At 71.2% G+C, this 26108-nt stretch carries 22 protein-coding genes; 7 read left to right on the top strand and 15 right to left on the bottom strand.

Features of this window, described 5'->3' with window-relative positions; genetic code table 11:
• Positions 1-127: 127 nt before the first annotated feature.
• Positions 128-652 (top strand): ATP-binding protein, encoded by a 525-nt coding sequence (locus ACFYZB_RS37120; protein WP_388765992.1) that lies wholly within the window; start codon positions 128-130, stop codon positions 650-652.
• On the opposite strand, the gene ACFYZB_RS37115 is transcribed toward ACFYZB_RS37120, so the two are convergent.
• On the bottom strand, positions 637-1131 hold the full coding sequence (locus ACFYZB_RS37115; RefSeq protein ID WP_388765990.1) for an NUDIX domain-containing protein: 495 nt from the start codon (positions 1129-1131) through the stop codon (positions 637-639). The two genes, ACFYZB_RS37120 and ACFYZB_RS37115, sit on opposite strands and share 16 nt — an antisense overlap.
• Before the next feature lie 28 nt (positions 1132-1159).
• Complete coding sequence (locus ACFYZB_RS37110) at positions 1160-2227, bottom strand: ADP-ribosylglycohydrolase family protein (RefSeq protein WP_388765989.1); 1068 nt, start codon at positions 2225-2227, stop codon at positions 1160-1162.
• A gap of 165 nt (positions 2228-2392) precedes the next feature.
• Here ACFYZB_RS37110 and ACFYZB_RS37105 point away from each other — a divergent pair, with 165 nt between their 5' ends.
• Entirely contained in the window at positions 2393-3529 is a 1137-nt protein-coding gene (locus tag ACFYZB_RS37105; RefSeq protein ID WP_388765987.1) for a glycerate kinase, read from the top strand.
• Between the two features lie 107 nt (positions 3530-3636).
• Here the strand turns inward: ACFYZB_RS37105 and pssA are convergent, their stop codons facing one another.
• The 9 genes from pssA to ACFYZB_RS37060 form a co-directional block, all read right to left on the bottom strand.
• Complete coding sequence (gene pssA, locus ACFYZB_RS37100) at positions 3637-4458, bottom strand: CDP-diacylglycerol--serine O-phosphatidyltransferase (RefSeq protein WP_388766050.1); 822 nt, start codon at positions 4456-4458, stop codon at positions 3637-3639.
• A gap of 22 nt (positions 4459-4480) precedes the next feature.
• Positions 4481-5137 carry a phosphatidylserine decarboxylase gene (locus ACFYZB_RS37095; protein WP_351214844.1) on the bottom strand — a complete coding sequence of 219 codons (657 nt, stop codon included), beginning with the start codon at positions 5135-5137 and terminating at the stop codon, positions 4481-4483.
• A 169-nt stretch (positions 5138-5306) separates the two neighbouring features.
• Complete coding sequence (locus tag ACFYZB_RS37090) at positions 5307-6512, bottom strand: acyl-CoA dehydrogenase family protein (protein ID WP_388765985.1); 1206 nt, start codon at positions 6510-6512, stop codon at positions 5307-5309.
• Positions 6512-7024 carry a MaoC family dehydratase gene (locus ACFYZB_RS37085; protein WP_019757884.1) on the bottom strand — a complete coding sequence of 171 codons (513 nt, stop codon included), beginning with the start codon at positions 7022-7024 and terminating at the stop codon, positions 6512-6514. Before ACFYZB_RS37085 ends, ACFYZB_RS37090 begins: the two co-directional genes overlap by 1 nt.
• 5 nt (positions 7025-7029) lie before the next feature.
• A complete protein-coding gene (locus tag ACFYZB_RS37080) occupies positions 7030-7995 on the bottom strand; it encodes an HpcH/HpaI aldolase/citrate lyase family protein (protein ID WP_388765983.1) in 966 nt (321 codons plus the stop codon).
• Positions 7992-10019: a protein meaA gene (locus ACFYZB_RS37075; RefSeq protein WP_388765981.1), complete on the bottom strand. Its 2028-nt coding sequence runs from the start codon at positions 10017-10019 to the stop codon at positions 7992-7994. The genes ACFYZB_RS37080 and ACFYZB_RS37075 overlap by 4 nt, the downstream gene beginning before the upstream one ends.
• A gap of 9 nt (positions 10020-10028) precedes the next feature.
• On the bottom strand, positions 10029-11372 hold the full coding sequence (gene ccrA / locus ACFYZB_RS37070; RefSeq protein WP_388765979.1) for a crotonyl-CoA carboxylase/reductase: 1344 nt from the start codon (positions 11370-11372) through the stop codon (positions 10029-10031).
• A gap of 428 nt (positions 11373-11800) precedes the next feature.
• On the bottom strand, positions 11801-12610 hold the full coding sequence (locus ACFYZB_RS37065) for a TetR family transcriptional regulator (protein WP_351214837.1): 810 nt from the start codon (positions 12608-12610) through the stop codon (positions 11801-11803).
• A gap of 154 nt (positions 12611-12764) precedes the next feature.
• Positions 12765-14570, bottom strand: a complete 1806-nt coding sequence (locus ACFYZB_RS37060; RefSeq protein WP_388765975.1) for a 3-hydroxyacyl-CoA dehydrogenase family protein — start codon at positions 14568-14570, stop codon at positions 12765-12767.
• A 397-nt stretch (positions 14571-14967) separates the two neighbouring features.
• On the opposite strand from ACFYZB_RS37060, the gene ACFYZB_RS37055 reads away from it, so the two are divergent.
• Complete coding sequence (locus tag ACFYZB_RS37055) at positions 14968-15552, top strand: adenylosuccinate lyase (protein WP_351214833.1); 585 nt, start codon at positions 14968-14970, stop codon at positions 15550-15552.
• A 6-nt stretch (positions 15553-15558) separates the two neighbouring features.
• Here ACFYZB_RS37055 and ACFYZB_RS37050 read toward each other — a convergent pair whose 3' ends face one another.
• The 4 genes from ACFYZB_RS37050 to ACFYZB_RS37035 all read right to left on the bottom strand — a co-directional run bounded on the left by ACFYZB_RS37050 (position 15559) and on the right by ACFYZB_RS37035 (position 19426).
• Complete coding sequence (locus ACFYZB_RS37050; RefSeq protein WP_388765973.1) at positions 15559-16083, bottom strand: GNAT family N-acetyltransferase; 525 nt, start codon at positions 16081-16083, stop codon at positions 15559-15561.
• A 130-nt stretch (positions 16084-16213) separates the two neighbouring features.
• Complete coding sequence (locus tag ACFYZB_RS37045; RefSeq protein WP_351214829.1) at positions 16214-16612, bottom strand: RidA family protein; 399 nt, start codon at positions 16610-16612, stop codon at positions 16214-16216.
• 94 nt (positions 16613-16706) lie between these two features.
• Positions 16707-18266: an alpha/beta hydrolase gene (locus tag ACFYZB_RS37040; RefSeq protein ID WP_388765971.1), complete on the bottom strand. Its 1560-nt coding sequence runs from the start codon at positions 18264-18266 to the stop codon at positions 16707-16709.
• Between the two features lie 116 nt (positions 18267-18382).
• Positions 18383-19426 carry an Rv2578c family radical SAM protein gene (locus ACFYZB_RS37035; protein WP_388765969.1) on the bottom strand — a complete coding sequence of 348 codons (1044 nt, stop codon included), beginning with the start codon at positions 19424-19426 and terminating at the stop codon, positions 18383-18385.
• A 204-nt stretch (positions 19427-19630) separates the two neighbouring features.
• Here ACFYZB_RS37035 and ACFYZB_RS37030 point away from each other — a divergent pair, with 204 nt between their 5' ends.
• The 4 genes from ACFYZB_RS37030 to ACFYZB_RS37015 all read left to right on the top strand — a co-directional run bounded on the left by ACFYZB_RS37030 (position 19631) and on the right by ACFYZB_RS37015 (position 26101).
• Positions 19631-20074 carry an SRPBCC family protein gene (locus ACFYZB_RS37030; protein ID WP_351214823.1) on the top strand — a complete coding sequence of 148 codons (444 nt, stop codon included), beginning with the start codon at positions 19631-19633 and terminating at the stop codon, positions 20072-20074.
• A gap of 163 nt (positions 20075-20237) precedes the next feature.
• Positions 20238-22625, top strand: a complete 2388-nt coding sequence (locus tag ACFYZB_RS37025; protein ID WP_388765966.1) for an MFS transporter — start codon at positions 20238-20240, stop codon at positions 22623-22625.
• Positions 22626-22788: 163 nt separating this feature from the next.
• On the top strand, positions 22789-25239 hold the full coding sequence (locus ACFYZB_RS37020; RefSeq protein WP_388765964.1) for a SpoIIE family protein phosphatase: 2451 nt from the start codon (positions 22789-22791) through the stop codon (positions 25237-25239).
• A 142-nt stretch (positions 25240-25381) separates the two neighbouring features.
• On the top strand, positions 25382-26101 hold the full coding sequence (locus tag ACFYZB_RS37015; protein ID WP_388765962.1) for a class I SAM-dependent methyltransferase: 720 nt from the start codon (positions 25382-25384) through the stop codon (positions 26099-26101).
• Positions 26102-26108 lie beyond the last annotated feature (7 nt).

Here is a 26108-nt window from a genome sequence, read left to right as displayed (position 1 = left end):
CGGGGCGGGATCCCATAGGTACCTTTAAATACCTTTTGGGGATGTCTTTACCGTAGCACCCGCTACGTCTATATTCGAGGTGTAGCGACTGCTACATGTACGGCCTCGCTCAGAAGGACTGATTCCCATGGCCACCCACGCCGCCCTCTCCTGGGCCACCCGGCAGTGGGCCCTGTGGTCCCGTGCACTCGCACCGGTTCGACCGCTGGACGCGCCCCGTGGCCGCGCCACGGAATGGGACGCCTCCTGGCCCCTGCCGCGCGATCCGGCCTCCGCGGGGCGGGCCCGCCGGCTGGTCACCGCCCAGCTGAGCGAGTGGGCGTTGACCGACCAGGCCGAGACCGCCGAACTCCTGGTCAGCGAGGTCGTCACCAACGCCCTGCGGCACACCCGCGGGCCGCTCAGGCTCAACCTGCGGGTGCGTGACGCCCGGCTGACGTGCGAGGTCGAGGACACCGAGTCCGCCGGCCCCCTGCGCAGGGTCGTCGACACCGAGGCGGAAGGCGGGCGCGGCACGGAACTCCTCGACCTGCTCGCGGACGCCTGGGGCAGCACGGAGACGCCCACGGGCAAGACCATCTGGTTCGAACTGCGGGCGGAGGCGGCCCCGGTCGTCGTCACTGCGGCCGGGAGCGGTCACGCCACCCGGTGACCGTTCTCCAGCTCCGCCGTGCCGGTGCCGTCGGCGAGGACGTCCAGGGCGGTCAGCACCCGGTGGCCGAGGGCGCCCGGGAGGAGGCCGGTGATCTCCTCCCGGGCGACCATGCGCCAGGACAGCAGTTCCTCCTCCTGCAGGCGGATGGCCTTGAGGTCGGCGTCCGTCAGGACACCACCGTCGTACAGGTACGCCACCAGCGGCGGACGGCCCGCGCCGTGCACCCAGTCCACCGCCAGCAGCCGGCCCGGCTCCCGGTCGAGCCCGATCTCCTCCAGCGTCTCGCGGCGCGCGCCCTGGCGCGGGGTCTCCCCGTCGTCCGACTCGATCGTGCCGCCCGGAAGCGCCCAGCCCTCGCGGTAGTTGGGCTCGACCAGCAGCACCCGCCCCTCGGCGTCCCGGAAGAGCGCGGCTGCACCGGCGAGGACCCGGGGCAGGCTCGCGATGTACGCGGCGAAGTCACCAGTCGTGGTCATTCAGGAAGGGTAACCAGCCGCCGTACGGCTACGGGGCGGCCGTCGCCAGGCGCAGGGTGCGTTCGGCCAGCGCACTGATCCGTACGCCGTCGAAGCCGAACACCGCGCTCCGGGCCGTGTCCTGAAGCGGGTCCTTCCACCGGGCGGGGATCGCGTCCGCGCCGGTGAGCACCCCGGCCACCGAGCCGGCCGTCGCCCCGTTGGAGTCGGTGTCCAGACCGCCGCGCACGGTCAGGGCGACGGTCCGGGTGAAGTCGCCGTCGCCGTACAGCAGCCCGGCGGTGAGGACGGCGGCGTTCGGGACGGTGTGGATCCAGCCGAGCCCGGCGGTCTCCGCGGCCAGCGTGGCCAGGGTCTCCTCCCACGGCAGCCGCGTCTCGTGCAGCGTCATGACCCGCCGTACGGCACGGGCGAGCCGGCTGCTAGCCGGGATCACACCGAGCGCGCTCTCCAGGGCGTCCCGCACGGTCGGCGCGGTGAACGCCGCCGCGATCAGCGCGGCCGCCCACATGGCGCCGTAGACGCCGTTGCCGGTGTGCGACAGCACCGCGTCCCGGCGGGCCAGGCCGGCGGCGGCCACCGGGTCGCCGGGGCGGGTCCAGCCGTGGACGTCGGCGCGGATCAACGCGCCGATCCACTCCTGGTAGGGGTTGTCGTACGTCGCCGTCAGCGGCGGCTTCAGCCCGTTCGCGAGATTGCGGTACGCCGCCCGTTCCGCGGTGAAGGTCTGCAGATACGGCAGCCGCAGCAGCCACAGCTCGCCCACCTGCTCCGTGCCGAAGCCGAAGCCGTACGTCTCCAGCAGGTGCAGGCCGAGGATCGCGTAGTCGACGTCGTCGTCGCGCACACTGCCGTGGATCCGGCCGCGCACACACTGGCGCCACTCCGGGCGCAGTACGGCGGTGTCGGCCGGGTCGACGGGCTCGGGCAGGTAGTCGGTGAGCGGCAGCGCCTCGGCCTTGCGCAGATAGCGGTCGATGCGCTCGCGGGTCCACACCTCGCCCTGCTCCACCGGTTTGCCGAGCATGTTCCCGGCGATCCGGCCGAGCCAGCCGCCGTGGACGCGGTCGGCGAGGCCCGGTCCTGTGGTGGTCATGGCTGCGGTGTACCCGTTTTCCCCAGCCGCCTCTCAGCGGCTTCCCAGCCTTCGGTCGGGGCATGACGGCGGGGGTCTCCTCCGGTTAAGGTCGCAGCGGCGCGACTGGCCCTGACGTGCGCGGGGCCCGGAGAGCAAGGGGAAAGCAAGGTGGCGGACGCTGCAGTGAACGAGACCCGTCGGGTGCTCATCGCCGCGGACAAGTTCAAGGGCTCGCTGACGGCCGTGCAGGTCGCCGAGCGGGTGACGGCCGGGCTGCGCCGGGTGGCGCCGGACCTGACGGTCGAGGCGCTGCCCGTGGCCGACGGCGGCGACGGGACCGTGGACGCGGCGGTCGCGGCCGGTTTCGAGCGCCGTGAGGTACGGGTCGCCGGGCCGCTGGGCCAGGAGGTGACCGCCGCGTTCGCGCTGCGCGGCGGGACCGCGGTCGTGGAGATGGCCGAGGCGAGCGGCCTCCAGCGCCTCCCGGCCGGCGTCTTCGCGCCCCTGACGGCCTCCACGTACGGCTCCGGCGAGCTGCTGCGGGCCGCGCTCGACGCGGGCGCCCGGACGATCGTGTTCGGCGTCGGCGGCAGCGCCACGACGGACGGCGGCGCGGGCATGCTGGCCGCGCTGGGTGCCCGGTTCCTGAACGAGGACGGCGAACCGGTGTCGCCGGGCGGCGGGGGACTGGCCGACCTGGCGCGTGCGGATCTGTCCGGCCTGGACGCGCGGCTGTCGTCCGTGGAGCTGGTGCTCGCCAGCGACGTCGACAACCCGCTGACCGGGCCGAAGGGCGCGCCCGCGGTGTACGGCCCGCAGAAGGGCGCCTCGCCGGACGACGTGGACACCCTGGACGCGGCCCTCGCCCACTTCGCCAAGGTGCTGGAGGCCGAGGTGGGGCCGCGGGCGGCGCAGTACGCGGCGTCGCCGGGCGCGGGCGCGGCGGGCGGCATCGGCTACGGCGCCCTGCTGCTGGGCGCCCGCTTCCGGCCCGGCATCGAGGTCATGCTGGACGTCCTGGGCTTCGCACCCGCGCTGGAGCGGGCCTCGCTGGTGATCACCGGTGAGGGGTCACTGGACGAGCAGACGCTGCACGGGAAGGCGCCGGCGGGGGTGGCCGCGGCGGCTCGCTCCGCGGGAAGGACCGTGGTGGCGGTGTGCGGGCGGCTGGCTCTGTCGCCGGAGGCGCTGCGGGGAGCGGGGATCGGCCGGGCCTACCCGCTGACCTCCGTCGAGCCGGACGTCGCCAAGTGCATCGCGGACGCGGGGCCGATTCTCGAGCGGGTCGCCGCGCAGATCGCTGAGGACTACCTGGGCTGAGGCCCCTGGGGGCTCCGCCCGCCCCCAGGTCGCGCGCACAGACGAAGGGCCCCGGACCGGGCAACGGTCCGGGGCCCTCGGCATGGGCGCCGCAGGCGTACGCGCCGCTACGGCAACTGCGCCGCCCGTGCCTCACGCCGGTTGTCGCGGAAGTTGTTCACCCGCCGAGCCGTGGCGAACAACGGAATCACCGCGCCCATGACCAGCTGCAGTGCACAGCCCGTCTGGAGGAGCAGCTGACCGCCCGGGGCGTCGAAGGCCCAGGCCGCCAGCAGGCCCATCGACAGGACGATCCAGGAGAGCATGGCCCCGGCCAGGCGCCCCCTGGGCTTCGGGTACTCCACCCGGCTCACCATCAGCCACGCCGTCCCCAGGATCGCCAGCAGCGTCGCCACGAAGGGCAGCTCCAGCAGGACGATGGAGACCACCGTCAGCGCCCCGAAGGGGCTGGGCATGCCCTGGAACATGCCGTCCTTCATGGTCACGCACGAGAAGCGGGCCAGGCGCAGGACGACGGCCAGGAGCACCACGATCGCCCCGAGCGCCGCCATTCTCTGGTGCGCGTCGTCCGCGACCATGCCGTAGACGAGGACGAAGTACGCGGGCGCGAGCCCGAAGCTGATCAGGTCGGACAGGTTGTCCAGCTCGGCGCCCATGGGCGAGGAACGCAGCTTGCGTGCCACCAGTCCGTCGAACAGGTCGAAGACGGCCGCGCAGAGCATCAGGATGACGGCCGTGGCGGCGCTGTGCCGCGCCATGCCCGCGGACTCGTCGTTGCCGGTCAGATGCGGGATCAGGATGCCGGTGGTGGTGAAGTACACGGCCATGAACCCGCACGTGGCGTTGCCGAGGGTGAGGGTGTCCGCTATCGACAGACGGAGAGAGAGGGGCATCTCCTCCTCTTCGTCCACCTCGTCGGCCTCGGGCACCCAGCCCGCCTGGGTCTCCGGATCAATCACGGTCAATGCGAGTCACCCCAGCCACGGTCTTCTGTCCGACCTCGACCGCGACCTCCACGCCCTCGGGCAGGTAGAGGTCGACACGCGAGCCGAAGCGGATCAGACCGATACGGTCGCCCTGCTCGACCTTCGTGCCCTGAGGGATGTAGGGCACGATGCGGCGGGCCACCGCGCCGGCGATCTGGATCATCTCGATGTCGCCGAGTTCGGTGTCGAAATGCCAGACTACGCGCTCGTTGTTCTCGCTCTCCTTGTTGAAAGCCGGAACAAAGCCGCCGGGGATGTGCTCGACGGACGTCACCGTGCCCGCGAGGGGCGCGCGGTTGACGTGGACGTTCAGCGGGCTCATGAAGATCGCGACGCGGGTGCGCCCGTCCTTCCACGGCATGATGCTCTGCACCACACCGTCGGCGGGCGAAATCACCCGGCCGGAGCCGATCTCGCGCTCGGGGTCGCGGAAGAACCACAGCATGCCCGCGGCGAGCGCGGTGGCGGGCACGGCCACGGCCTTGGCCGCGCCGGAGCGGCGGGCGCGGGCGAGGCTGAGGGCTGCGGTGGCGACGGTCGGGAGAAGCCACGGCGATGCTCCGCGCGCGAGGCGTACGCCGGCTCGGCTGTCGCGAGGTGCAGAGGTTTGGCTGTGGGGCATGGATGACCTTCGTAGCGGATGATGCCGCGCAAGACGGGGGACGGCGGCTTTCCGGGGATCGTACCGGTCGCGGGCTGCAACTGGGCAAGCCAGGCTGCCGAGTCGACGGCCGAAGAGTATCTACGGGGTGTGATCTTCTTCTCGAAGAAAACACCCCGTACCGGGACAATCAGCCCTGGAACCGATACTCTTCGAGCAGCCTGCGGCCGATGATCATTTTCTGGATCTCGGCGGTACCTTCACCGATGAGCAGCATCGGGGCCTCGCGGTAGAGGCGCTCGATCTCGTACTCCTTGGAGAAGCCGTAGCCGCCGTGGATCCGGAAGGCGTCCTCCACGACCTCCTTGCAGTACTCGGAGGCCAGGTACTTCGCCATGCCGGCCTCGAGGTCGTTCCGCTCGCCGGAGTCCTTCTTGCGCGCGGCGTTGACCATCATCGCATGGGCCGCCTCGACCTTGGTCGCCATCTCGGCCAGCTTGAACTGGATGGCCTGGTGCTGGGCGATCGGCTTGCCGAAGGTGTGCCGCTGCTGGGCGTACTGCACGCCGAGCTCGAAGGCGCGCTGGGCGACGCCACAGCCGCGCGCCGCCACGTTGACCCGGCCGACCTCGACGCCGTCCATCATTTGGTAAAAACCTCGGCCGGTGACGCCGCCGAGCACCCGATCGGCCGGAAGGCGCAGGCCGTCCATGATCAACTCGGTGGTGTCGACGCCCTTGTAGCCCATCTTGTCGATCTTGCCGGGGATGGTGAGGCCCGGCCGGACCTCGCCGAAGCCCGGCTCCTTCTCGATCAGGAAGGTGGTCATCGACTTGTGGGGCGCCGTGCCCTCGGGGTGACCCTCGTCACTCCGGACCAGCACGGCCACCAGGGACGACGTCCCGCCGTTCGTCAGCCACATCTTCTGGCCGTTCAGGACGTACTCGTCGCCGTCCTTGACCGCCTTGGAGGTGATCGCCGACACGTCGGAGCCCAGACCCGGCTCCGACATCGAGAAGGCGCCCCGGATGTCGCCGGCCGCCATGCGCGGCAGGAAGTGGTCCTTCTGCTCCTGCGTGCCGTGCTGCTTGAGCATGTACGCGACGATGAAGTGGGTGTTGATGATGCCGGACACCGACATCCAGCCGCGGGCGATCTCCTCCACGCACAGCGCGTAGGTGAGCAGCGACTCGCCCAGGCCGCCGTACTCCTCGGGGATCATCAGACCGAACAGGCCGAGTTCCTTCAGGCCGTCCACGATCTGCTGCGGGTACTCGTCGCGGTGCTCCAGCTCGGTCGCGACAGGAATGATCTCCTTGTCGACAAAGTCCCGGACGGTGGAGAGGATCTCCTGCTGGACGTCGGTCAGACCGGCGGTCTGGGCGAGGCGCGCCATTACTTCTCCTGCTGCTTCAGCTCCGGGCGGCCGGGCTGCTCGCCGCCGCGCTCCTTGATGTACGTCTCGGTGGGCACCATGACCTTGCGGCGGAAGACACACACCAGGGTGCCGTCCTGCTTGTAGCCCTTGGTCTCGACGTAGACGATCCCGCGGTCGTTCTTCGACTTCGACGGCCACTTGTCCAGCACCGTCGTCTCGCCGTAGATCGTGTCGCCGTGGAAGGTCGGCGCCACGTGCTTCAGCGACTCGATCTCCAGGTTGGCGATCGCCTTGCCGGAGATGTCCGGCACGGACATGCCGAGCAGGAGGGAGTAGATGTAGTTCCCGACGACGACGTTCTTGCCGAAGTCCGTCGTCTTCTCCGCATAGTTGGTGTCCATGTGGAGCGGGTGGTGGTTCATGGTGAGGAGACAGAACAGGTGGTCGTCGTACTCCGTGACCGTCTTGCCCGGCCAGTGCTTGTACGTCGCCCCGACCTCGAACTCCTCGTAGGTGCGTCCGAACTGCATCGCGCTCAGGCCTCCGGGATCTCGAACTTCGACGTGCGCTGCATGCCGGCGGCCCGGCCCTTGCCCGAGATGACCAGGGCCATCTTGCGGCTGGCCTCGTCGATCATCTCGTCGCCGAGCATCGCGGAGCCCTTCTTGCCGCCCGCCTCGGACGTGTAGTAGTCGTACGCGTCCAGGATCAGCTCGGCGTGGTCGTAGTCCTCCTGCGAGGGCGAGAAGATCTCGTTGGACGCCTCGACCTGGCCCGGGTGCAGCACCCACTTGCCGTCGAAGCCGAGCGCGGCGGCGCGCTGGGCGACCGCGCGGTAGCCCTCGACGTTGCGGATCTGCAGGTAGGGACCGTCGATGGCCTGGAGGTTGTTGGCGCGGGCGGCCATCAGGATCTTCATCAGGATGTAGTGGTAGGCGTCCGCCGGGTAGCCGGGCGGCTGCTCGCCCACGACGAGGGACTTCATGTTGATGGAGGCCATGAAGTCGGCCGGGCCGAAGATGATGGTCTCGACGCGCGGGGAGGCCTGCGCGATCGCGTTGACGTTGTTCAGGCCCTGGGCGTTCTCGATCTGCGCCTCGATGCCGATCTTGCCGACCTCGAAGCCCATGGTCTTCTCGATCTGGGTCAGCAGGAGGTCCAGGGCGACGACCTGCTCGGCCGTCTGCACCTTCGGCAGCATGATGCAGTCGAGGTTCTGGCCGGCGCCCTCGACGACCGTGACGACGTCACGGTACGTCCACTCGGTCGTCCAGTCGTTGACGCGCACGACCCGCGTCTTGCCCGTCCAGTCGCCCTCGTTGAGGAACTTGACGATGGTGTGCCGCGCCTCGGGCTTGGCGAGGGGCGCGCAGGCGTCCTCCAGGTCCAGGAAGACCTGGTCCGCCGGGAGGCCCTGCGCCTTCTCCAGGAAGCGCGGGTTGCTGCCCGGTACGGCCAGGCAGGAGCGCCGCGGGCGAAGGCGGTTGACAGGGGTGGTCATGCGGGGACCTCCAGGGGGTCGAGCTTGTTCGCTTTCCGGATCTCGTCGACGATGCGGCCGATGATTCCGGTGATGTCGAAGTCCTTCGGGGTGAAGACGGCGGCCACTCCGGCGGCCCTGAGCTGCTCGGCGTCACCATTCGGGATGATGCCACCAGCGATCACGGGTATATCTGTGGCACCGGCCACACGCAGCCGCTGGAGTACGTCCGGCACCAGCTGGGCGTGCGAGCCGGACAGGATCGACAGGCCGACCGCGTGCACGTCCTCGGCGAGGGCCGCGTCCACGATCTGTTCGGGCGTCAGCCGGATGCCCTGGTAGACCACCTCGAAGCCGGCGTCACGCGCGCGAACGGCGATCTGCTCGGCGCCGTTGGAGTGCCCGTCCAGGCCCGGCTTGCCGACCAGGAAGCGCAGCTTGCCGACGCCCAGGTCGCGGGCGGTGGCGTCGACCTTGGCCCGGACCTCGGCGAGCGCGGAGCCCGGCTCGGCGGCGACGGCCACCGGTGCGGAGGAGACCCCGGTGGGCGCCCGGAACTCGCCGAACACCTCGCGCAGGGCCCCGGCCCACTCGCCGGTCGTGACCCCGGCGCGGGCGCACTCCAGCGTGGCCTCCATCAGGTTGTCCGTGCCCTTGGCGGCCTCCTTCAGCCGCTCCAGCGCCTTGCAGGGGCGCGGGTGGTTGAAGGGCGGCTGGTAGCGCGTGTCGCGCCAGTTCTGCAGCCCGGCGATGACCCGGGCCTCGACCGCCGGGTCGACCGTCATGATCGCGGTGTCCAGGTCGGCCGTCAGCGGGTTCGGCTCGGTGCCCTCGAAGGCGTTGACACCGATGATCTTCTCCTCGCCGGACTCGATCCGGGCGCGGCGCTCGGCGTGCGAGGCGACGAGCTGCGACTTCAGGTAGCCGGACTCCACGGCGGCCATGGCGCCGCCCATCTCCTGGATCCGGTCGATCTCGGCGAGGGCGTCCGCGACCAGCTGGTCCACCTTCGCCTCGATCACCTTCGAGCCCTCGAAGATGTCCTCGTACTCCAGCAGATCGCTCTCGTACGCCAGCACCTGCTGGATGCGCAGGCTCCACTGCTGGTCCCAGGGCCGGGGCAGGCCCAGGGCCTCGTTCCAGGCCGGCAGCTGTACGGCACGCGCGCGTGCGTCCTTGGAGAGGGTGACCGCCAGCATCTCCAGCACGATCCGCTGGACGTTGTTCTCGGGCTGCGCCTCCGTCAGGCCTAGGGAGTTGACCTGGACGCCGTACCGGAAGCGGCGCTGCTTGGGGTCCTCGATGCCGTACCGCTCGCGCGTGACCTTGTCCCAGATGCGGCCGAAGGCCCGCATCTTGCACATCTCCTCGATGAAGCGGACGCCCGCGTTGACGAAGAAGGAGATGCGGGCGACCACGTCACCCATGCGCTCCTGCGGCACCTGGCCGGAGTCACGGACGGCGTCGAGGACGGCGATGGCGGTGGACATCGCGTACGCGATCTCCTGCACCGGCGTGGCCCCGGCCTCCTGCAGGTGGTAGCTGCAGATGTTGATCGGGTTCCACTTCGGGATGTGGGAGACCGTGTACGCGATCATGTCCGTCGTCAGGCGGAGCGAGGGCCCCGGCGGGAAGACGTGGGTCCCGCGGGACAGGTACTCCTTGACGATGTCGTTCTGGGTCGTGCCCTGGAGCTTGGTGATGTCCGCGCCCTGCTCCTCGGCGACGACCTGGTAGAGCGCCAGCAGCCACATGGCGGTGGCATTGATCGTCATCGAGGTGTTCATCTGCTCCAGCGGGATGTCCTGGAACAGCCGGCGCATGTCACCGAGGTGCGCGACGGGCACGCCGACCCGGCCGACCTCGCCGCGGGCGAGGATGTGGTCGGGGTCGTAGCCGGTCTGCGTCGGCAGGTCGAACGCCACCGACAGACCGGTCTGGCCCTTGGCGAGATTGCGCCGGTACAGCTCGTTGGACGCCTCGGCCGTGGAGTGGCCGGCGTACGTCCGCATGAGCCACGGACGGTCCTTCTGACGCTCTGTCATCTGCGGCTCTCAGACGTTCCGGAAGCGGTTGATGGCGTCGATGTGCTGGGCGCGCATCTCCTCGTCGCGCACACCGAGGCCTTCCTCGGGCGCGAGGCAGAGCACGCCGACCTTGCCCTGGTGCAGGTTGCGGTGGACGTCGTACGCCGCCTGACCGGTCTCCTCAAGGGAGTACACCTTCGACAGGGTCGGGTGGATCTTGCCCTTGGCGATGAGGCGGTTGGCCTCCCAGGCCTCGCGGTAGTTGGCGAAGTGGGAGCCGATGATCCGCTTCAGGGACATCCACAGGTAGCGGTTGTCGTACTCGTGCATGTAGCCCGAGGTCGAGGCGCAGGTGGTGATGGTGCCGCCCTTGCGGGTGACGTAGACGCTCGCGCCGAAGGTCTCGCGGCCGGGGTGCTCGAAGACGATGTCGATGTCCTCGCCGCCGGTGAGCTCGCGGATGCGCTTGCCGAAGCGCTTCCACTCCTTCGGGTCCTGGGTGTGCTCGTCCTTCCAGAACTTGTAGCCCTCGGCGTTGCGGTCGATGATCGACTCGGCGCCCATCGAGCGGCAGATGTCCGCCTTCTGCTCGCTGGAGACGACACAGATCGGGTTGGCGCCGCCGGCCAGGGCGAACTGGGTGGCGTAGGAGCCGAGGCCGCCGCTCGCGCCCCAGATGAGCACGTTGTCGCCCTGCTTCATGCCGGCGCCGTTGCGGGAGACCAGCTGGCGGTAGGCGGTGGAGTTCACCAGGCCCGGGGCCGCGGCCTCCTCCCAGCTGAGGTGGCCCGGCTTCGGCATCAGCTGGTTGGACTTGACCAGGGCGATCTCGGCGAGGCCGCCGAAGTTGGTCTCGAAGCCCCAGATGCGCTGCTCGGGGTCGAGCATGGTGTCGTTGTGGCCGTCGGAGGACTCCAGCTCGACCGACAGGCAGTGCGCGACGACCTCGTCACCGGGCTTCCAGGCGTTCACGCCCGGGCCGGTGCGCAGGACGACGCCCGCGAGGTCGGAGCCGATGATGTGGTACGGCAGGTCGTGGCGCTTGGCCAGCTCGTTGGTGCGGCCGTAGCGCTCCAGGAACCCGAACGTGGACAGCGGCTCGAAGATCGAGGTCCACACCGAGTTGTAGTTGACCGAGGAGGCCATGACGGCCACCAGGGCCTCACCCGGGCCGAGTTCCGGCACGGGGACCTCGTCGAGGTGGATCGACTTGCGCGGGTCCTTGTCGCGGGTCTGCAGGCCCGCGAACATCTCCGTCTCGTCCTTGTGCACGGTGATCGCGCGGTACGAGTCGGGGAGCGGCAGGGCGGCGAAGTCGGCGGACGTGGCGTCCTTCGACTGGATCGCGTCCAGGATGTCCTTCACGGTCACGGTGTTGCCTCCGGCGGTGAGCGCCCTGAGGGAGGGGCGCTGAGGGTTCGTCGGTGCTGCTGCTTGGGAGTGCTGCTGAGGGTTTTGAGAGGGTTGCCGTCGGTTCGGCTCGGTGGTGCTTCGGCAGCGCTTTGTGGCGCGGGAGGTTGCCTGTGACGCAGGCGTCCGGGCGCTCGGGCCATGAGCCCTTGGGGACAGCCGGCGAGCGAATGGTCTCTGCTCGCCGGCCGCCCGGACACCTTCAACGTATGACACCGCGTGTCAGGTGGCAAGGCACTGAGTGCCAGAGCTTGCCCTCAGATGAAATCTTTACTTGACAGATGAGCGATGATCGATCGAATGCGGTCCCGAGTGAGGGTGAAAAGGTGCGCTGACATGCAAAAACGGCCACCCGGGGGGTGGCCGTTGTCACAGTCGGAAACGCGGGTTCAGCGCTCCTTGAGGGCCTGTTCGATGGTGCGCATGACCTCGTGCAGCGGCGCGTCGGTGTGGGCGACCGTCACGAGCACCTCGCCCTGCACGGAAGCCGTGGCGGCCGCCGGTCGCGGAGCCGTGCCGCGCCCCGCCCCGATCCCGGTGCCGAACGTCTTCCGCACGATCGCGAAGGCGTGGTCGAGCTGGGCCTCGACGTCCCCCTGGCCGCCCGCCCGCAGCCAGCGCCTGAGGACGTGGTTGTGGGCCGTGACGACCGCGGAGGCGGCCACCTCGGCCAGCAGCGGGTCGTCGTTGGCGTCGTCCGCGTGCGCGTGCTCGTCGAAGTGGCCGAGGAGGTAGCGGGTGAAGAGGCGCTCGTAGCGGGCCACCGAGGCGATCTCGGCCTCCCTCAGGGTCGGCACCTCGCGGGTCAGCTTGTAACGGGCGACCGAGATCTCCGGCGCGGCCGCGTACATCCTCATGACTTCCTTGATGCCGCGGCACACGGTGTCGAGCGGGTGCTCGTGCGCGGGGGCGGCGTTGAGCACCGCCTCGGCGCGGATCAGCGTGTCGTCGTGGTCCGGGAAGATCGCCTCTTCCTTGGAGCGGAAGTGGCGGAAGAACGTACGGCGGGCGACTCCGGCGGCGGCCGCGATCTCGTCGACGGTGGTCGCCTCGTACCCCTTGGTCGCGAAGAGCTCCATGGCTGCGGCCGCCAGTTCTCGGCGCATCTTGAGCCGCTGGGCGGCGGCGCGGCTGCCTGCGGCACTTTCCGGCGCGTCGGGCGTAGCTGGTGTACGTGAGGACTTGGCGGGCTGGGACATGACCCGAACGTACTGCATGTGCGCAGTTCGGTGCGCGGGTGAGGGGGTTGTCCCGTCCCGGGAGCCACCCCCGCCCCAGGAGGGCGGGGGCACGTCCGCGGGGCCGAGCAGTCCGCCCCAGTCCGTCTCCGCGTCGGACCAGTCGCCGGCGCCGTCAGCGGCGGGCATACTCGCGGAAGCCACGGCCGGTCTTGCGGCCGAGGCAGCCCGCGGCCACCAGGTGCTCCAGCAGCGGGGCCGGGGCCAGGCCGGGGTCGCGGAACTCGCGGTGCAGGACCTTCTCGATGGCCAGCGAGACGTCCAGGCCGACCACGTCCAGCAGCTCGAAGGGGCCCATCGGGTAGCCGCCGCCGAGCTTCATCGCCGCGTCGATGTCGTCCAGGGACGCGTAGTGCTCCTCGACCATCTTGATGGCGTTGTTCAGGTACGGGAACAGCAGCGCGTTCACGATGAAGCCGGCCCGGTCGCCGCAGTCCACCGCGTGCTTCTTGATCTTCGCGCAGACCTCGCGGACGGTCGCGTGGACATCGTCGGCCGTCAGTACGGTCCGCACGACCTCGACCAGCTTCATGGCCGGTGCCGGGTTGAAGAAGTGCATGCCGATGACGTCCTGCGGGCGCGAGGTGGCGCGGGCACAGGCCACGACGGGCAGCGAGGAGGTGGTGGTGGCGAGGACCGCACCGGGCTTGCAGACCTTGTCCAGCGTGGCGAACAGCTGCTGCTTGATCTGCAGGTCCTCGGCGATCGCCTCGACGGCCAGGTCGACCTCGGCGAAGGAGTCGTAGGACCCGGCCGGGGTGATCCGGTCCAGGATCTGCGCGGCGGCCTCGGCGGTCAGCCGGCCCTTGTCGACGGAGCGCGAGAGCGACTTGCCGATCCGGGCCTTGGCGGCCTGGGCCTTCTCCTCGCTGCGGGCGGCGAGGACGACGTCGTAGCCCGCCTTGGCGAAGACCTCGGCGATGCCGGAGGCCATGGTGCCGGAGCCGGCGACGCCGACCGAGCGCACCTCGCGCCCCTGAGCCGTCGCACCGTCCGCCGCCGGGGTCAGGGCGTCCGGGACCACCGTGGCGCTGCCCGGCGCCTCGTAGCTGTAGAAGCCGCGCCCGGACTTGCGGCCGGTCAGGCCCGCCTCGCTGAGCTGCTTCAGGATCGGGGCCGGGGCGTGCAGCCGGTCGTGGGACTCGGCGTACATGGCCTCCAGGACCGTACGCGCGGTGTCGATGCCGATCAGGTCCAGCAGCGCGAGCGGGCCCATCGGCAGACCGCAGCCGAGCCGCATCGCCGCGTCGATGTCCTCGCGGGAGGCGTACCGGGCCTCGTACATCGCGGCGGCCTGGTTGAGGTAGCCGAAGAGCAGGCCGTCCGCGACGAAACCGGGGCGGTCGCCGACCGCGACCGGCTCCTTGCCCAGCTCGATCGCGAGGTCCGTCACCGCGGCGACGGCACCCGGCGCGGTCAGCACCGAGGAGACGATCTCGACCAGCTTCATGGCCGGCGCCGGGTTGAAGAAGTGCAGGCCGAGCACGCGCTCGGGGCGGGCCGAGTCGGCGGCAAGGCGGGTGACGGACAGGGCGTTGGTGCCGGTGGCGAGGATCGTCTCCGGGCGGACGACGCCGTCCAGCTCGCGGAAGATCTTGTGCTTGACCTCGTACGACTCCGGGGCCACCTCGATGACGAGGTCGGCGTCGGCGGCCGCCGCGAGGTCGGTGGTGGTGCGGACCCGGGCCAGGGCGTCGGCGCGCTCCTGCTCGGTGAGCCGGCCGCGCTCCACGCAGTGGGCGGTGCGGGCCTCCAGGGCGGCGACGCAGCTCGCGGCCTGGGCCTCGCTGATGTCGATGCCGATCACCTCGCGGCCCGCCTTGGCGAGGACCTCGGTGATGCCGGTGCCCATGGTGCCGAGGCCGACGACGGCGATCGTCTTGAGCGGGGACAGGCTTGAGTCGGAAAGGGGAGTGGCCATCGCGGGACTCCAGGAATGAGGGTGACGACGAGGAGAACGCGCCGGGTGCGCCGAGGGGCGCACCACGGAGCGGAAAGGGATGCGGGTGTTGCCGGGCTGCGAGCGCACACGCCCGGTGCCGCCGGGTGCCACGGGCGTGGCACACGCCCGCGATCGGCAATCGGCAGGGAATCCGACCGGCCCTGTCCCGGAGCCGGGTCGTACTGCGGTACACGTACGTACCGAACCGACTTCGCCTGCTACGGCTGCGTCACCAAACCGTGGCCGGCGGAAAGCGCGAGTGGGTAACTCGCTCGTCTGAGCTTAACCCGCGGGTAACGAGCACGCCAGACCTGAGTCCGACCGGAGTTTGTGATGTAGCTCCCTCGAGCCCCGCCACCCGCCTACGCTGGACTTCGTGGACGAAGAGTTGCGATCGCTCACGGAGCGCTTACGGCAGGAGTCGCGCGGCTCGGTGGCGTTCGACCGGCTGCTGGTGACCGAGGACCACGACGAACTCGCGGAGGTGCTCACCGCACCCGGACAGCCGCTGTGGGCCAGGGAACTGGCCGCGTTCCGGCTCGGCCTCGCCGGCGACCGGCGCGCCTTCGAGTCCCTGGTGCTCCTGCTCAACCACCGCGACCCCCCGCGCTGTGCCTCCGCCGCCCATGCCCTCGCCCGCCTCGGCGACCCCCGCACGGCCCGCGCCGCGGCGGCCCTGGCCACCAACGAACTCCGCGTCGCCTACGCCCTGCACCCGGTACGGCTCCTGACCGACCTGCGCGCTCCCGAGTCCGTGCCCGCCCTGATCACCACCCTGGAACGCCGGCTGCGCCCGCACGACCCCTACCGCCGCGTCGCCCTGGCCTGCGTCGAGGGACTCGGCACCCTCGGCGACGCCCGGGCCCGCCGCGTCCTGAAGGAGGCCCTGGCCCACCCCTCCCTGGCGGAGGCGGCGGTGCGGGCGCTGGCGCGGATCCCGGAGCCCAGGGAGGTGACCTGACCGGGGTCAGCCGGTCAGTTCCTTCACATAGCGCACCTCCGGCACGGGCACCCCGTCCACGTCGAAGGGCTCCTCCGCGCCGTCGGACCGGAATCCGGCGCGCTCGTAGAAGCGACGGGCGGCGGCGTTCTCCTTCAGGACCCACAGGAGGACGCGGGGGTACGAGGAGCACTGCTCGACCGACGCCGACAGCAACGCCCCTCCGCACCCACGGCCGAGGTGCGCCGGATCCACGTAGATCGCGTACAACTCCGCGTCCGCCGTGCGCACTTCACCGTCCCGGTACGGCCCGAACGCCGCCCACCCGAGGACCTCTCCCGCCCGCTCGGCGACCAGGTGGACGACGGAGCCGTCCCCCTGGTCGAACCGGGCCCGGCGCCGCTCGGCGTCCGCGGCGACGCCGAGTCCGTCGAGGTACGCCTGCGGCATCAGTCCCCGATAGGCGTGCTGCCAGCCACGGATGCGGATCTCGGAGACCCGGTCGCAGTCGGCGAGGTCCATCGGGCGGACATACGTCAGCGGTTCGTCCATGCCCGCACCCTAGTGCTCCATGCCCGCACCCTAGTGCGGCGCCCGCCGGACCGGGACGTCGCAGGGCACGAGGGCGGTCGTCCGGCCGGATCCCGGAGGACCGCCACCTGACGGTGAAACCCCTGCCCGCCTAGTCGCTCACCACCGCGAGTGCCTCGATCTCCATCAGGAACTCCGGGGCCACCAGGGCGGCCACCTGGACCGCGGAGGACGCCGGGAGGCGGTCGTCGGGTATGTGGGTCGCGCGGGCCGCGCGGATGGCCGGGAGGTGGGCCGTGTCGGTGACGAAGTACGTCAGTTTCACCACGTGTTCGAAGCCGGCGCCGGCCGCGGCCAGGCAGCGCTCCAGGTTCTCGAAGACCTGGCGGGCCTGGGCCGCGGGGTCGCCCTCGCCGACCAGCTTGCCGTTCCCGTCCAGGGGGAGCTGGCCGGAGACGGCGACGAAGCGGCCGGTCGCCGAGACGACGTGGCTGTACTGGGCCGCGGGGGCCACACCGTCGGGGGCGGGGATGCGCGTCGGTTCGGTCATGGCTCCATGGTGGACCGTCCCACTGACAACGCCCCGGACGGCGACGGCGTGACGGGCCCCCGGCGCCCGCAGGAGCCGTCGGCGCCCGCCGAGGCTACCGGCGCAAGCCCAGCAGGCCGTGCAGGGCCGAGCCGCGGGACGACGTCGACGCCGCCTTCGCCGCCAGTGGTTTCGGGTCGGGCGACTTCGCGCAGACCGCGTCGGCGCCACCCGAACCCGCGCCGCGCGGCACCCTGCCGTCCGTCAGATACGCCGCGAGGTACTTGTCCAGGCAGGCGTTCCCGCTCAGTGTGATGCCGTGGTTGCCGCCGCCCTCCTCGACCACCAGGCTGGACCGGGCGAGCAGCCGGTGCACCGCGACCCCGCCGGGGTACGGCGTGGCCGCGTCGTCCGTCGCCTGGAAGAGCAGCGCCGGCGGCAGTCCGGTGTTGGCGATGTTCACCGGCCGGCGCCTGGCGGCCGGCCAGAACGCGCACGGCGCGTTGTACCAGGCGTTGTTCCAGGCCATGAAGGGCGCCTTGCCGTAGACCCGCCAGGTGTCGGCGCGCCACCGGTTCCAGCTGCCGGGCCAGGAGGCGTCACGGCACTGCACCGCCGCATAGATGCTGTACCCGTTGTCCCCCGAGCCGCCCACGGCACCGAAGTTCTGGTACGCCTCCACCAGCGGCCCGGTCTTGCCCTCGCGCACGTACGCCGCGAACGCCTCGGCGAGGTAGGGCCAGTAACCGTCGTAGTAGCCGCCGGGGATGAAGGTGTCCTCCAACTCGGCGGCACCCACCTTGCCTTCGGCCGGCTTCTTCGCCAGCGCCGCCCGCATCGCGTACCACCCGGCCTCGATCTCCGCGGGATCCTTGCCGAGGTGGTACGTGGAGTCGTACCGGGCGATCCAGGCCATCAGCGCGCGATGGCGGTCGTTGAAGGCGTACTCCTGGGCGAGGTTGTCCTGGTACCAGACGCCGGTCGGGTCGACGATCGAGTCCAGCACCAGGCGACGCACCCGCTGCGGATACAGCCTCGCGTAGACCGCGCCGAGGTAGGTGCCGTAGGAGTAGCCGAAGTAGCTGATCCTCCGCGCGCCGAGCGCCCGGCGGACGGCGTCCATGTCCCGCGCGGCGCTCACCGTGTCCATGTACGGCAGCAGGTCGGCGTACTTGCGGCCGCAGGCGGCGGCGAAGGACTTCGCGCGTGCCAGGTTGGTCCGCTCCAGCGCGGCCGTGGCGGGCACGGTGTCCGGGCGCACCGTCCTGAAGTGGCCCGGCGCGCAGTTCAGGGCCGGGCTGCTCCTGCCCACCCCGCGCGGGTCGAAGCCGATGACGTCGTACTGCGCGGCCACGTCACGGGGCAGGGCCGAGGCGACGAAACCGGCGAGCGTCAGTCCGCTGCCACCGGGCCCGCCGGGGTTGACCAGCAGCGGTCCCTGGGAGGTCTTCGCGGTGTGCGGGACGCGGGAGAGGGCGAGCGTGATCTGCCGTCCCGACGGGTGCGCCTGGTCCAACGGGACCTTCAACAAGGCGCACTGGAGCGTCGGATAGTCGCCGGTGCCGCACTTCTTCCAGCTGAGGTGTGCCGACGGCGCGGCCCCCGCGGGAACGGCGGTGACCGAGCCGGCCAGTACGGCGGCGGCTGCGCACAGCACGGCTGCGCGTGTTCTCATGCGTTCTCCCGGGACGGAGGTGTCGACGGACCGCGAGGGTCACATCTTTCGCCGGATCGTCCCGGAATCGGTGCTCTGAAGACCGCGTTATAGGCATAGTTGACCCGTTTGGGTTCTCACAGGAGCGTGAGCTGGGTCGGTTCGGCCGCGGCCGGGGGCTCGGCCGGCCGGGCCGGGCGGATCCGGCGGGCCAGGCCCGGACGGGTGGGCCCGATGCCGTACTCCTCGGCCAGCTCGTGCACCTGACGGGTGATCCGGCGCTGGTACCACTTGGGCGCGTAGGCGCCCTCCGCGTACAGCCGTTCGTAGCGCCGCACCAGGTGCGGATGGTGCTGCCCGAGCCAGGCCATGAACCACTCCCGCGCGCCGGGCCGCAGATGCAGCACCAGGGGGGTGACGGAGGTGGCCCCGGCCGCCGCGATCGCCCGTACCGTGGCCCGCAGCCGTTCCGGGTGGTCGCTCAGGAACGGGATGACCGGCGCCATCAGCACCCCGCAGCCGATGCCGTGCTCGCCCAGGGTGCGCACCACCTCCAGGCGGCGTTCCGGCGCGGGCGTGCCCGGCTCCACCGTGCGCCACAGCTCGGGGTCGAGGAAGCCGATGGAGACGGAGATGCCGATGTCCGTCACCTCGGCCGCGCGGACCAGCAGGTCCAGGTCGCGCAGGATCAGGGTGCCCTTGGTCAGGATCGAGAACGGGTTGGCGTGCTCGGTGAGGGCGGAGATGATGCCCGGCATCAGGCGGTAGCGGCCCTCCGCGCGCTGGTAGCAGTCGACGTTCGTGCCCATCGCCACGTGGTCTCCCTGCCAGCGGCGGGAGGCGAGCTGGCGGCGCAGCACCTCGGGTGCGTTCACCTTGACCACGATCTGGGTGTCGAAGCCGATGCCGGTGTCGAGGTCCAGATAGCTGTGCGTCTTCCTGGCGAAACAGTAGACGCATGCGTGCGTGCAGCCCCGGTACGGATTGACGGTCCACTCGAACGGCATGCGCGAGGCGCCCGGCACCCGGTTGAGCACCGAACGCGCCCGGACCTCGTGGAAGGTGATCCCGCGGAACTCGGGCGTGTCGAACGTGCGGGTGGTGACGGCGTCCGCGCCGAACAGCGCCGCCTCGGCGGCCCGGCCGTGTTCGCTCTCGCCCGTGAGGTTCTCCCAGCGCATGACGCCTCCTCGGTAGCACTGCCGCACACAATAGAACATCTGTTCCCATGATCGTGCGACCGGCCGTGCGACCAGCCGCGACCAGCCGGGCGATCCGGCCCTGGCCCGGTCGTGCGACCTCGTTGGCCACCCCGATTTGGGCGGCCGGGCACCGGGGTGGTTGGCTTTCCCCAACCCCGAGAAACACGGTCCTGGAGGAACGCAATGGCGCAGGTCGAGGCCACTACGGAGCGGGTCGTCGCGGCGGACGCGGAGAAGGTGTTCGACGCCCTCGCCGACTACCGCGGCACGCGGCAGAAGCTGCTGTCCGAGCACTTCAGCGAGTACGAGGTCCGCGAGGGCGGCGACGGCGAGGGCACCCTCGTGCACTGGAAGCTCCAGGCCACCAGCAAGCGGGTGCGCGACTGCCTCCTGGAGGTCAGTGAGCCCACCGACGGCGAGCTGGTCGAGAAGGACCGCAACTCCTCCATGGTCACCACGTGGCGCGTCACCCCCGCCGGCGAGGGGAGGTCCCGGGTCGTCGTCACCACCACCTGGAAGGGCGCGGGCGGCATCGGCGGCTTCTTCGAGAAGACCTTCGCGCCCAAGGGTCTCGGCCGGATCTACGACGCCGTGCTCGCCAGGCTCGCCGCCGAGGTCGAGAAGTAGGCCCAAACCCTGCACGGTGAAGGGGTGTTGGCCTTCCGGTTGGCCCCTTCACCGGTTCGAGTGGATATCCATCCCGTCCGGAACGATGCCGTAACTCACCGCAGTTGTTCACAGTTGACGCTTAACGCGGGAAATGTGACAGGTGCGACGAGGGGAGCGGTACGTGGGCGGGACGACTCTGATGCGGGACGAGCCGCTCACGGCGCCCCCCGGGGCACCCGCGGCCCCACCGGCCGGGAGTGCCGGACTCGGCGCGCGCCGCGTGGGGCTGGTGTTCTTCGGGCTGATGCTCGCCCTGCTCCTCGCGGCGCTCGACCAGATGATCGTCGCGACCGCGCTGCCCAAGATCGTCGGTGAACTGCACGGCCTGGACCGGATGTCCTGGGCGATCACCGCCTACCTGCTCACCTCCACCATCGGCCTGCCGCTCTACGGCAAGCTCGGCGACCTCGTCGGCCGCAAGGGCGTCTTCCAGTTCGCCATCGCCGTCTTCGTCCTCGGCTCCGCACTCGCCGGCCGGGCGCAGACCATGGACCAGCTGATCGCCTTCCGCGCGATCCAGGGCGTGGGCGCGGGCGGGCTCATGATCGGCGTGCAGGCGATCATCGCCGACATCGTGCCGCCCCGGCAGCGCGGCCGCTACATGGGCCTGATCGGCGCCGCCTTCGGCGTCGCCTCCGTCGCCGGGCCGCTGCTCGGCGGGTACTTCACCGATCACCTCTCCTGGCGCTGGTGCTTCTACGTCAACGTCCCCTTCGGCCTGGTCACCCTCGCCGTCGTCACCGTGGTGCTGAAGCTGCCCAGGCCGACCGGCCGCGGGCGCTTCGACGTCCTCGGCGCGCTGCTGCTTGCCGCCGCCTCCACCTGCCTGGTCCTGCTCACCAGTTGGGGTGGCACCGAGTACGCCTGGGGCTCCCGGCAGATCCTCGGTCTCGGCGCCGGCGCGCTCGCCGCCGTGGTCCTCTTCCTCGTCGCCGAGCGCTTCGCCGCCGAACCCCTCATCCCGCTCAGGCTGTTCCGCGACTCCGTGTTCAACGTCAGCGCCCTGGTGGGGCTCGTGATCGGCATCGCCCTGTTCGGCGCCGCCAGCTATCTGCCGACCTTCCTGCAGATGGTCGACGGGGCCAGTGCCACCGGGTCCGGGCTGCTGATGCTGCCCATGATGGCCGGGATCGTCGGCGCCTCCGTCATCGGCGGGCAGCTCATCAGCCACACCGGCCGCTACAAGATCTTCCCCGTGCTCGGCGGCGCCGTCTCCGCCGTCGGCATGTGGCTGCTGTCCCGGCTCGCAGTGGACACCCCCCGGCTGCACTACAGCATCTGGATGGCCGTACTCGGGGCCGGCATCGGCATGGTGATGCCCGTGCTGGTCCTCGCCGTGCAGAACTCCGTACGGCCCGCCGACCTCGGCACCGCCACCAGCGCCAACAACTACTTCCGGCAGATCGGCGGCAGCGTCGGCGCCGCGGTCTTCGGCACCCTCTTCGCGGACCGGCTGACCTCCTCGCTGCACAAGGAGCTGCCCCCGCACGCGGGCGCGGCGCTGCCCGACCCCGAGTCCCTCACCCCGCAGCTCGTGCACGCGCTGCCCCCGGCCCTGCGCGACGCCTACATCCGCGCCTACGCCGACGCGATGCCCCGGATCTTCCTCCACCTCGTCCCGGTGCTCGTCCTCGGCCTGGTCATCGCCTTCTTCCTCAAGGAGAAACCTCTGGTGTCCCACCACACCGCCGAAACAGAGCCCGAGACCGTGAACCCCCCGATCCCGCAGGCCCGTTCGCCGCACGCCGCCGCCGGCATCCCCGTCTGCGGCACGGTCCAGCACTCCGACGGCACCGTGGTGCCCCGCGCGGCGCTCACCCTCATCGACGTCGCCGGGCAGCAGATCGGGCGCGGCGCGAGCGGCGAGGACGGACGCTACGCGCTCAGCACGCCGGGCTCGGGGTCGTACGTGCTGATCGCCGCTGCCGGCGGCCATCAGCCGCAGGCCGTCACCGTCACCGTCGGCGAGCGGCCCGTCGAACTCGACGTGGTCCTCGGCGGCGCCGGACGCCTCGCCGGCAGCGTGCTCACCGCCGACGGCAGCCCCGTGCGCGAAGCCACCGTCACCCTCACCAACGTGCACGGCGAGGTCGTCGCCGCCACCCGCAGCGGCCGCGAGGGCGGCTACGTCATCTCCGAACTGGTCGCCGGCGAGTACACCCTCGCCGCCAGCGCCCCCGCCTTCCGCCCGGCCGCGCTCCCGGTCACCGTGCAGGCCGCCCGGGAGACCCGGCAGGACGTCGAGCTCGCGGGCGGCGCCGTGCTGCGGGGCACGGTCCGGGCGAGCGGCGGACGCCCCGTGGAGGACGCGCGCGTGACGCTCCTGGACGCCGCCGGCAACGTCGTCGACACCCTCACCACCTCGGCGGACGGAACCTTCCGGTTCGTCGACCTCTCCTCCGGCGAGTACACCGTCATCGCCGCCGGATACCCGCCGGTCGCCACCGTGCTGCAGGTCGCGGGCGGCGGCCGCACCGAACGCGACCTGCAGCTCGGTCACGAGGACTGAGCGCGCGTCAGGGGCGAGGTGCCCATAGGGCGCTGAGCTGCGCGCCGGTGCGATCCGGTGCAACCAATTCCAGGATTGCCACACATCGCGACCGACGGTCGCCGTACCGTGGTGACGGGCGGCACAGATCGTTTGCGTACCGTGGGGAGAGAGGGCCGGGGCCATGGACCGTGGCAGCGAGCGGGACACACCTCCCGGGCGCGGCGCCGGCGGCGCGGCGGGTCGGATTCCGCTGGCCGTGGTCGTCGTCGACCGCGACGGCCTGGTGTCCCACTGGAGCAGCGGCGCGCGCCGTCTGTTCGGCGTCGGCCGGGAGGAAGCCGTGGGGCGTGCCGCGGCCGACCTGCTGCCCGTCTCCGGCGCCCTCCCCGAGGATCTGCACGGCAGCGCGATGCCGGACGCCTACGAGGAGTACGACGGACTCGGCCCCGACCTGGAGGCCTCCCTCGGCGGGCACACCGCCTACGCCACCGCCGGCCGCGCCCGCCTGATCCCGCACGGCCAGGAGCCCGACGGCGAGCGGCTCGACGTGCTGTGGTGGGCCTACCCACTGGTCGGCCCCGGACCGTCCCGGCTGCTGGTGCTCGCCGCCGACGCCGGCCGGCTGCGCGAGGAACGCGGCTACGACGACGAGACCGCCGAACGCATCTCGCCCGGCTTCGCCCGCCACACCGAGCTGCCCGCCTCCGACGAACTCGAACGCCGGCTGCCCGAGATCCTGCCCAACATGGGCCCGGGGCTGAGCGGCCGTATCGTCTCCCAGGTGCTGGAACTGGGCTATCCGGTCCTGGAGTTCAGCCAGTCCGACCGGGTGCCCGTCACCCCGTACTGGGGCGTGCCCCGCCGCCCGGGACGCACCCGCGCCGAGGCCGTCGTACCCCAGCAGCGGGTGGCCCCGGTCGTCGTCCCGGCCGGAGCCGAGCAGGATCTCGAGTACGCCGCCGTGCGCGAGCGGCTGGAGTTCCTGAACGAGGTCAGCTCCCGCATCGGCTCCTCCCTCGACCTCGGTGAGACCATCCGCGAGGTCACCAGCGCCGCCGTCCCCCGGTTCGCCGACTTCGCCGGCACCCACCTGCGCGCGGCCGTCCTCGCCGGTGAGGGCTTCCCGGACGGCCCGCCGGACGCGCAGACCGTGATGTTCCGCGTGTGGGTGGAGCACAACGACGAACCGGGCCGCTGGGACGACACCGTGCCGGTCGGCGAGGCCTTCGCCTTCCCCGAGCACACCCCGTTCTACAAGTGCATGGTCACGGGCGAACCGGTGCTCGTCCCACGGGTCACCGAGGAGCTGTCCAACCGCATCGCCGGCGAGTTCGAGAAGCGCGACCTCAGGCCGCTCATCGGCGGCCGGTCCCTGCTGATCGTGCCGCTCAAGGCGCGCAACGTCGTCCTCGGCTTCATGGTGCTGATGCGCCGCCCCGACCGGCCCGGGTTCGACGACATGGACCGCACCACCGGCGCCGAACTCGCCGCCCGCGCGGGCCTCGTGCTCGACAACGCCCGTATGTACACCTACCAGGAGAACGTCGCCGACACACTGCAGGACAGCATGCTCCCGCAGGTCACGCCGCGGATGGCCGGCTGTGACATCGCCACCCGGTATCTGCCGGGCACCCGGCTCGGGCGGATCGGCGGCGACTGGTTCGACACCATCAAGCTGCCCGGCTCGCGCACCGCCCTCGTGGTCGGCGACGTCATGGGCCACGGCCTCAACTCGGCCGCGATGATGGGCCAGTTGCGCACCGCCGTGCAGACCATGGCCACCATGGAGACCCCGCCCGCCCAGCTCCTGCGCAACCTGGACGACCTGGCCCGCCGGCTCGGCGACAACTACCTCGCCACCTGTCTGTACGCGGTCTACGACCCGATCCGCGGCGAGTTGCACCTGGCCAACGCCGGGCACATCCCGCCCGTGCTGGTCCGCGCCGAGGACGGCAGCAGCGAACTCCTCGACCTGCCCACCGGCGCCCCCATAGGCGTCGGCGGCGTGCCGTTCGAGGCGACCCGGGTCGAGGTCTCGCCCGGCGACCGGCTGCTGCTGTGCACCGACGGCCTGGTCGAGGTGCGCGGCTCCGACATCGGTGAGGGCCTCGCCGCGCTCTGCGAATCCGCCGCCCACCCCGCCGCCTCCATGGACGACGCCTGCGACACCATCATCCGCGCCCTGAACACGCGCGGGGGCCGCAAGGACGACGTCGCCCTGCTCATGGCCCGCCTCAACGGCATCCCCGCCGACCACGTCGCCGAATGGCGGCTCGACGCCGACCCGCGCGAGGTCGGCCGGGCCCGCCGCCTGGTCCGCGAACGGCTCCTCGAGTGGGGTCTGCCGCAGGCTGTGGAGGTAGCGGAGCTGCTGGTCAGCGAGGTCGTCACCAACGCCGTACGGCATGCCGTGAGGGAGCCGGTCGGGCTGCGCGTGGTCCGTACCGACGCCCTGCTGTTCGAGGTCACCGACGACGAACCGGGGCTGCCCGAGATGCTCGGCGCCGATCCCTGCGACGAGTCGGGACGCGGCCTGCGGGTGGTCAGCCGGCTGGCCCGGGAGTGGGGTGCCAGCGCCACCGGGCACCGCAAGACCGTCTGGTTCGAACAGGCTCTCGCCGGAAGAGGATGACCAGGGGGCGTGCGGGCTTGCGGCGTGCGCCCCCGGAAGTTGTCCGGGGTCCGTACATCCGGTGAAGGTGCCTTCAGCCCCTTGCCCCGCTCCGGGCCCTCGCGATATCCCGATCACGGAACCGAACCGTGGGGAGATGCGCATGAACGTCTCGGACAAATACCGCAGCAACTGGGAGAGTTACTGGAGCGAGACCTCCGACGAGGCGGGCGAGGCGATCTGGGACTGTGATCCCGCCCTGTCCGCCGAACCGCACACCGCCCTCCTCCTGCCCCACGCGGACCCGGCCCGCACCATCGTCGACCTCGGCTGCGGCAACGGCACCCAGACCCGCTACCTCGCCACCCGGTTCGCCCACGCCGTCGGCGTCGACCTCTCGCACGCCGCCGTCGAGCACGCCCGGCGGGCCACGCAGGACGACGCCGTGGAGTTCCAGCAGCTCGACCTCACCGACACAGGTGCCGTGCGCGCCCTGCACGAGCGTCTCGGCGACGTCAACGTCTACCTGCGGGCCGTCATCCACCAGAGCGAACCCGAAGCGCGGCCCGCGGTCGCCGCCGCCGTCGCCGAGCTCATCGGCAGCGAGGGCCGCGCCTTCGTCGTCGAACTCACCTCGGGCTCCCGGGACGTGCTCAGGCGCGCCGCAACCCAGGCGGGCGGCCCGGGGCCCAAACTGCAGCGCGTCTTCCAGCACGGGCTCAAGCCGGCCGATGCCGACGACCAGGAGATCCCGCGCCTGCTCGGCGAGGCCGGTCTGAAGGTCCTCGCCGAGGGCGAGACGTTCCTGCCGCAGACCGAGGACCTGGCCGACGGCACCCGCATCGACCTGCCGGCCCGCTGGTTCGTCCTCGCCGGCGCGTAGACCCCAC

The sequence above is a fragment of the Streptomyces sp. NPDC001852 genome, from assembly GCF_042891825.1.
Taxonomy (GTDB): domain Bacteria; phylum Actinomycetota; class Actinomycetes; order Streptomycetales; family Streptomycetaceae; genus Streptomyces.
This window is presented reverse-complemented; position numbering and strand designations above follow the sequence as displayed.

Bases quoted from the DNA above. Each gene is read 5' to 3' on its own strand.
- ACFYZB_RS37080 (WP_388765983.1), bottom strand. From the start codon at position 7,995: ATGACCACCCCTGTCAACCGCCTTCGCCCGCGGCGCTCCTGCCTGGCC.
- ACFYZB_RS37020 (WP_388765964.1), top strand. From the start codon at position 22,789: ATGGACCGTGGCAGCGAGCGGGACACACCTCCCGGGCGCGGCGCCGGC.
- ACFYZB_RS37085 (WP_019757884.1), bottom strand. From the start codon at position 7,024: ATGCAGTTCGGACGCACCTACGAGGAGTTCGAGGTCGGGGCGACGTAC.
- ACFYZB_RS37050 (WP_388765973.1), bottom strand. From the start codon at position 16,083: ATGGACGAACCGCTGACGTATGTCCGCCCGATGGACCTCGCCGACTGC.
- ACFYZB_RS37065 (WP_351214837.1), bottom strand. From the start codon at position 12,610: ATGTCCCAGCCCGCCAAGTCCTCACGTACACCAGCTACGCCCGACGCG.
- ACFYZB_RS37040 (WP_388765971.1), bottom strand. From the start codon at position 18,266: ATGAGAACACGCGCAGCCGTGCTGTGCGCAGCCGCCGCCGTACTGGCC.
- ACFYZB_RS37015 (WP_388765962.1), top strand. From the start codon at position 25,382: ATGAACGTCTCGGACAAATACCGCAGCAACTGGGAGAGTTACTGGAGC.
- ACFYZB_RS37090 (WP_388765985.1), bottom strand. From the start codon at position 6,512: ATGGCGCGCCTCGCCCAGACCGCCGGTCTGACCGACGTCCAGCAGGAG.
- ACFYZB_RS37095 (WP_351214844.1), bottom strand. From the start codon at position 5,137: ATGCCCCACAGCCAAACCTCTGCACCTCGCGACAGCCGAGCCGGCGTA.
- ACFYZB_RS37035 (WP_388765969.1), bottom strand. From the start codon at position 19,426: ATGCGCTGGGAGAACCTCACGGGCGAGAGCGAACACGGCCGGGCCGCC.
- ACFYZB_RS37120 (WP_388765992.1), top strand. From the start codon at position 128: ATGGCCACCCACGCCGCCCTCTCCTGGGCCACCCGGCAGTGGGCCCTG.
- ACFYZB_RS37045 (WP_351214829.1), bottom strand. From the start codon at position 16,612: ATGACCGAACCGACGCGCATCCCCGCCCCCGACGGTGTGGCCCCCGCG.
- ACFYZB_RS37030 (WP_351214823.1), top strand. From the start codon at position 19,631: ATGGCGCAGGTCGAGGCCACTACGGAGCGGGTCGTCGCGGCGGACGCG.
- ACFYZB_RS37075 (WP_388765981.1), bottom strand. From the start codon at position 10,019: ATGACAGAGCGTCAGAAGGACCGTCCGTGGCTCATGCGGACGTACGCC.
- ACFYZB_RS37060 (WP_388765975.1), bottom strand. From the start codon at position 14,570: ATGGCCACTCCCCTTTCCGACTCAAGCCTGTCCCCGCTCAAGACGATC.
- ACFYZB_RS37115 (WP_388765990.1), bottom strand. From the start codon at position 1,131: ATGACCACGACTGGTGACTTCGCCGCGTACATCGCGAGCCTGCCCCGG.
- ACFYZB_RS37110 (WP_388765989.1), bottom strand. From the start codon at position 2,227: ATGACCACCACAGGACCGGGCCTCGCCGACCGCGTCCACGGCGGCTGG.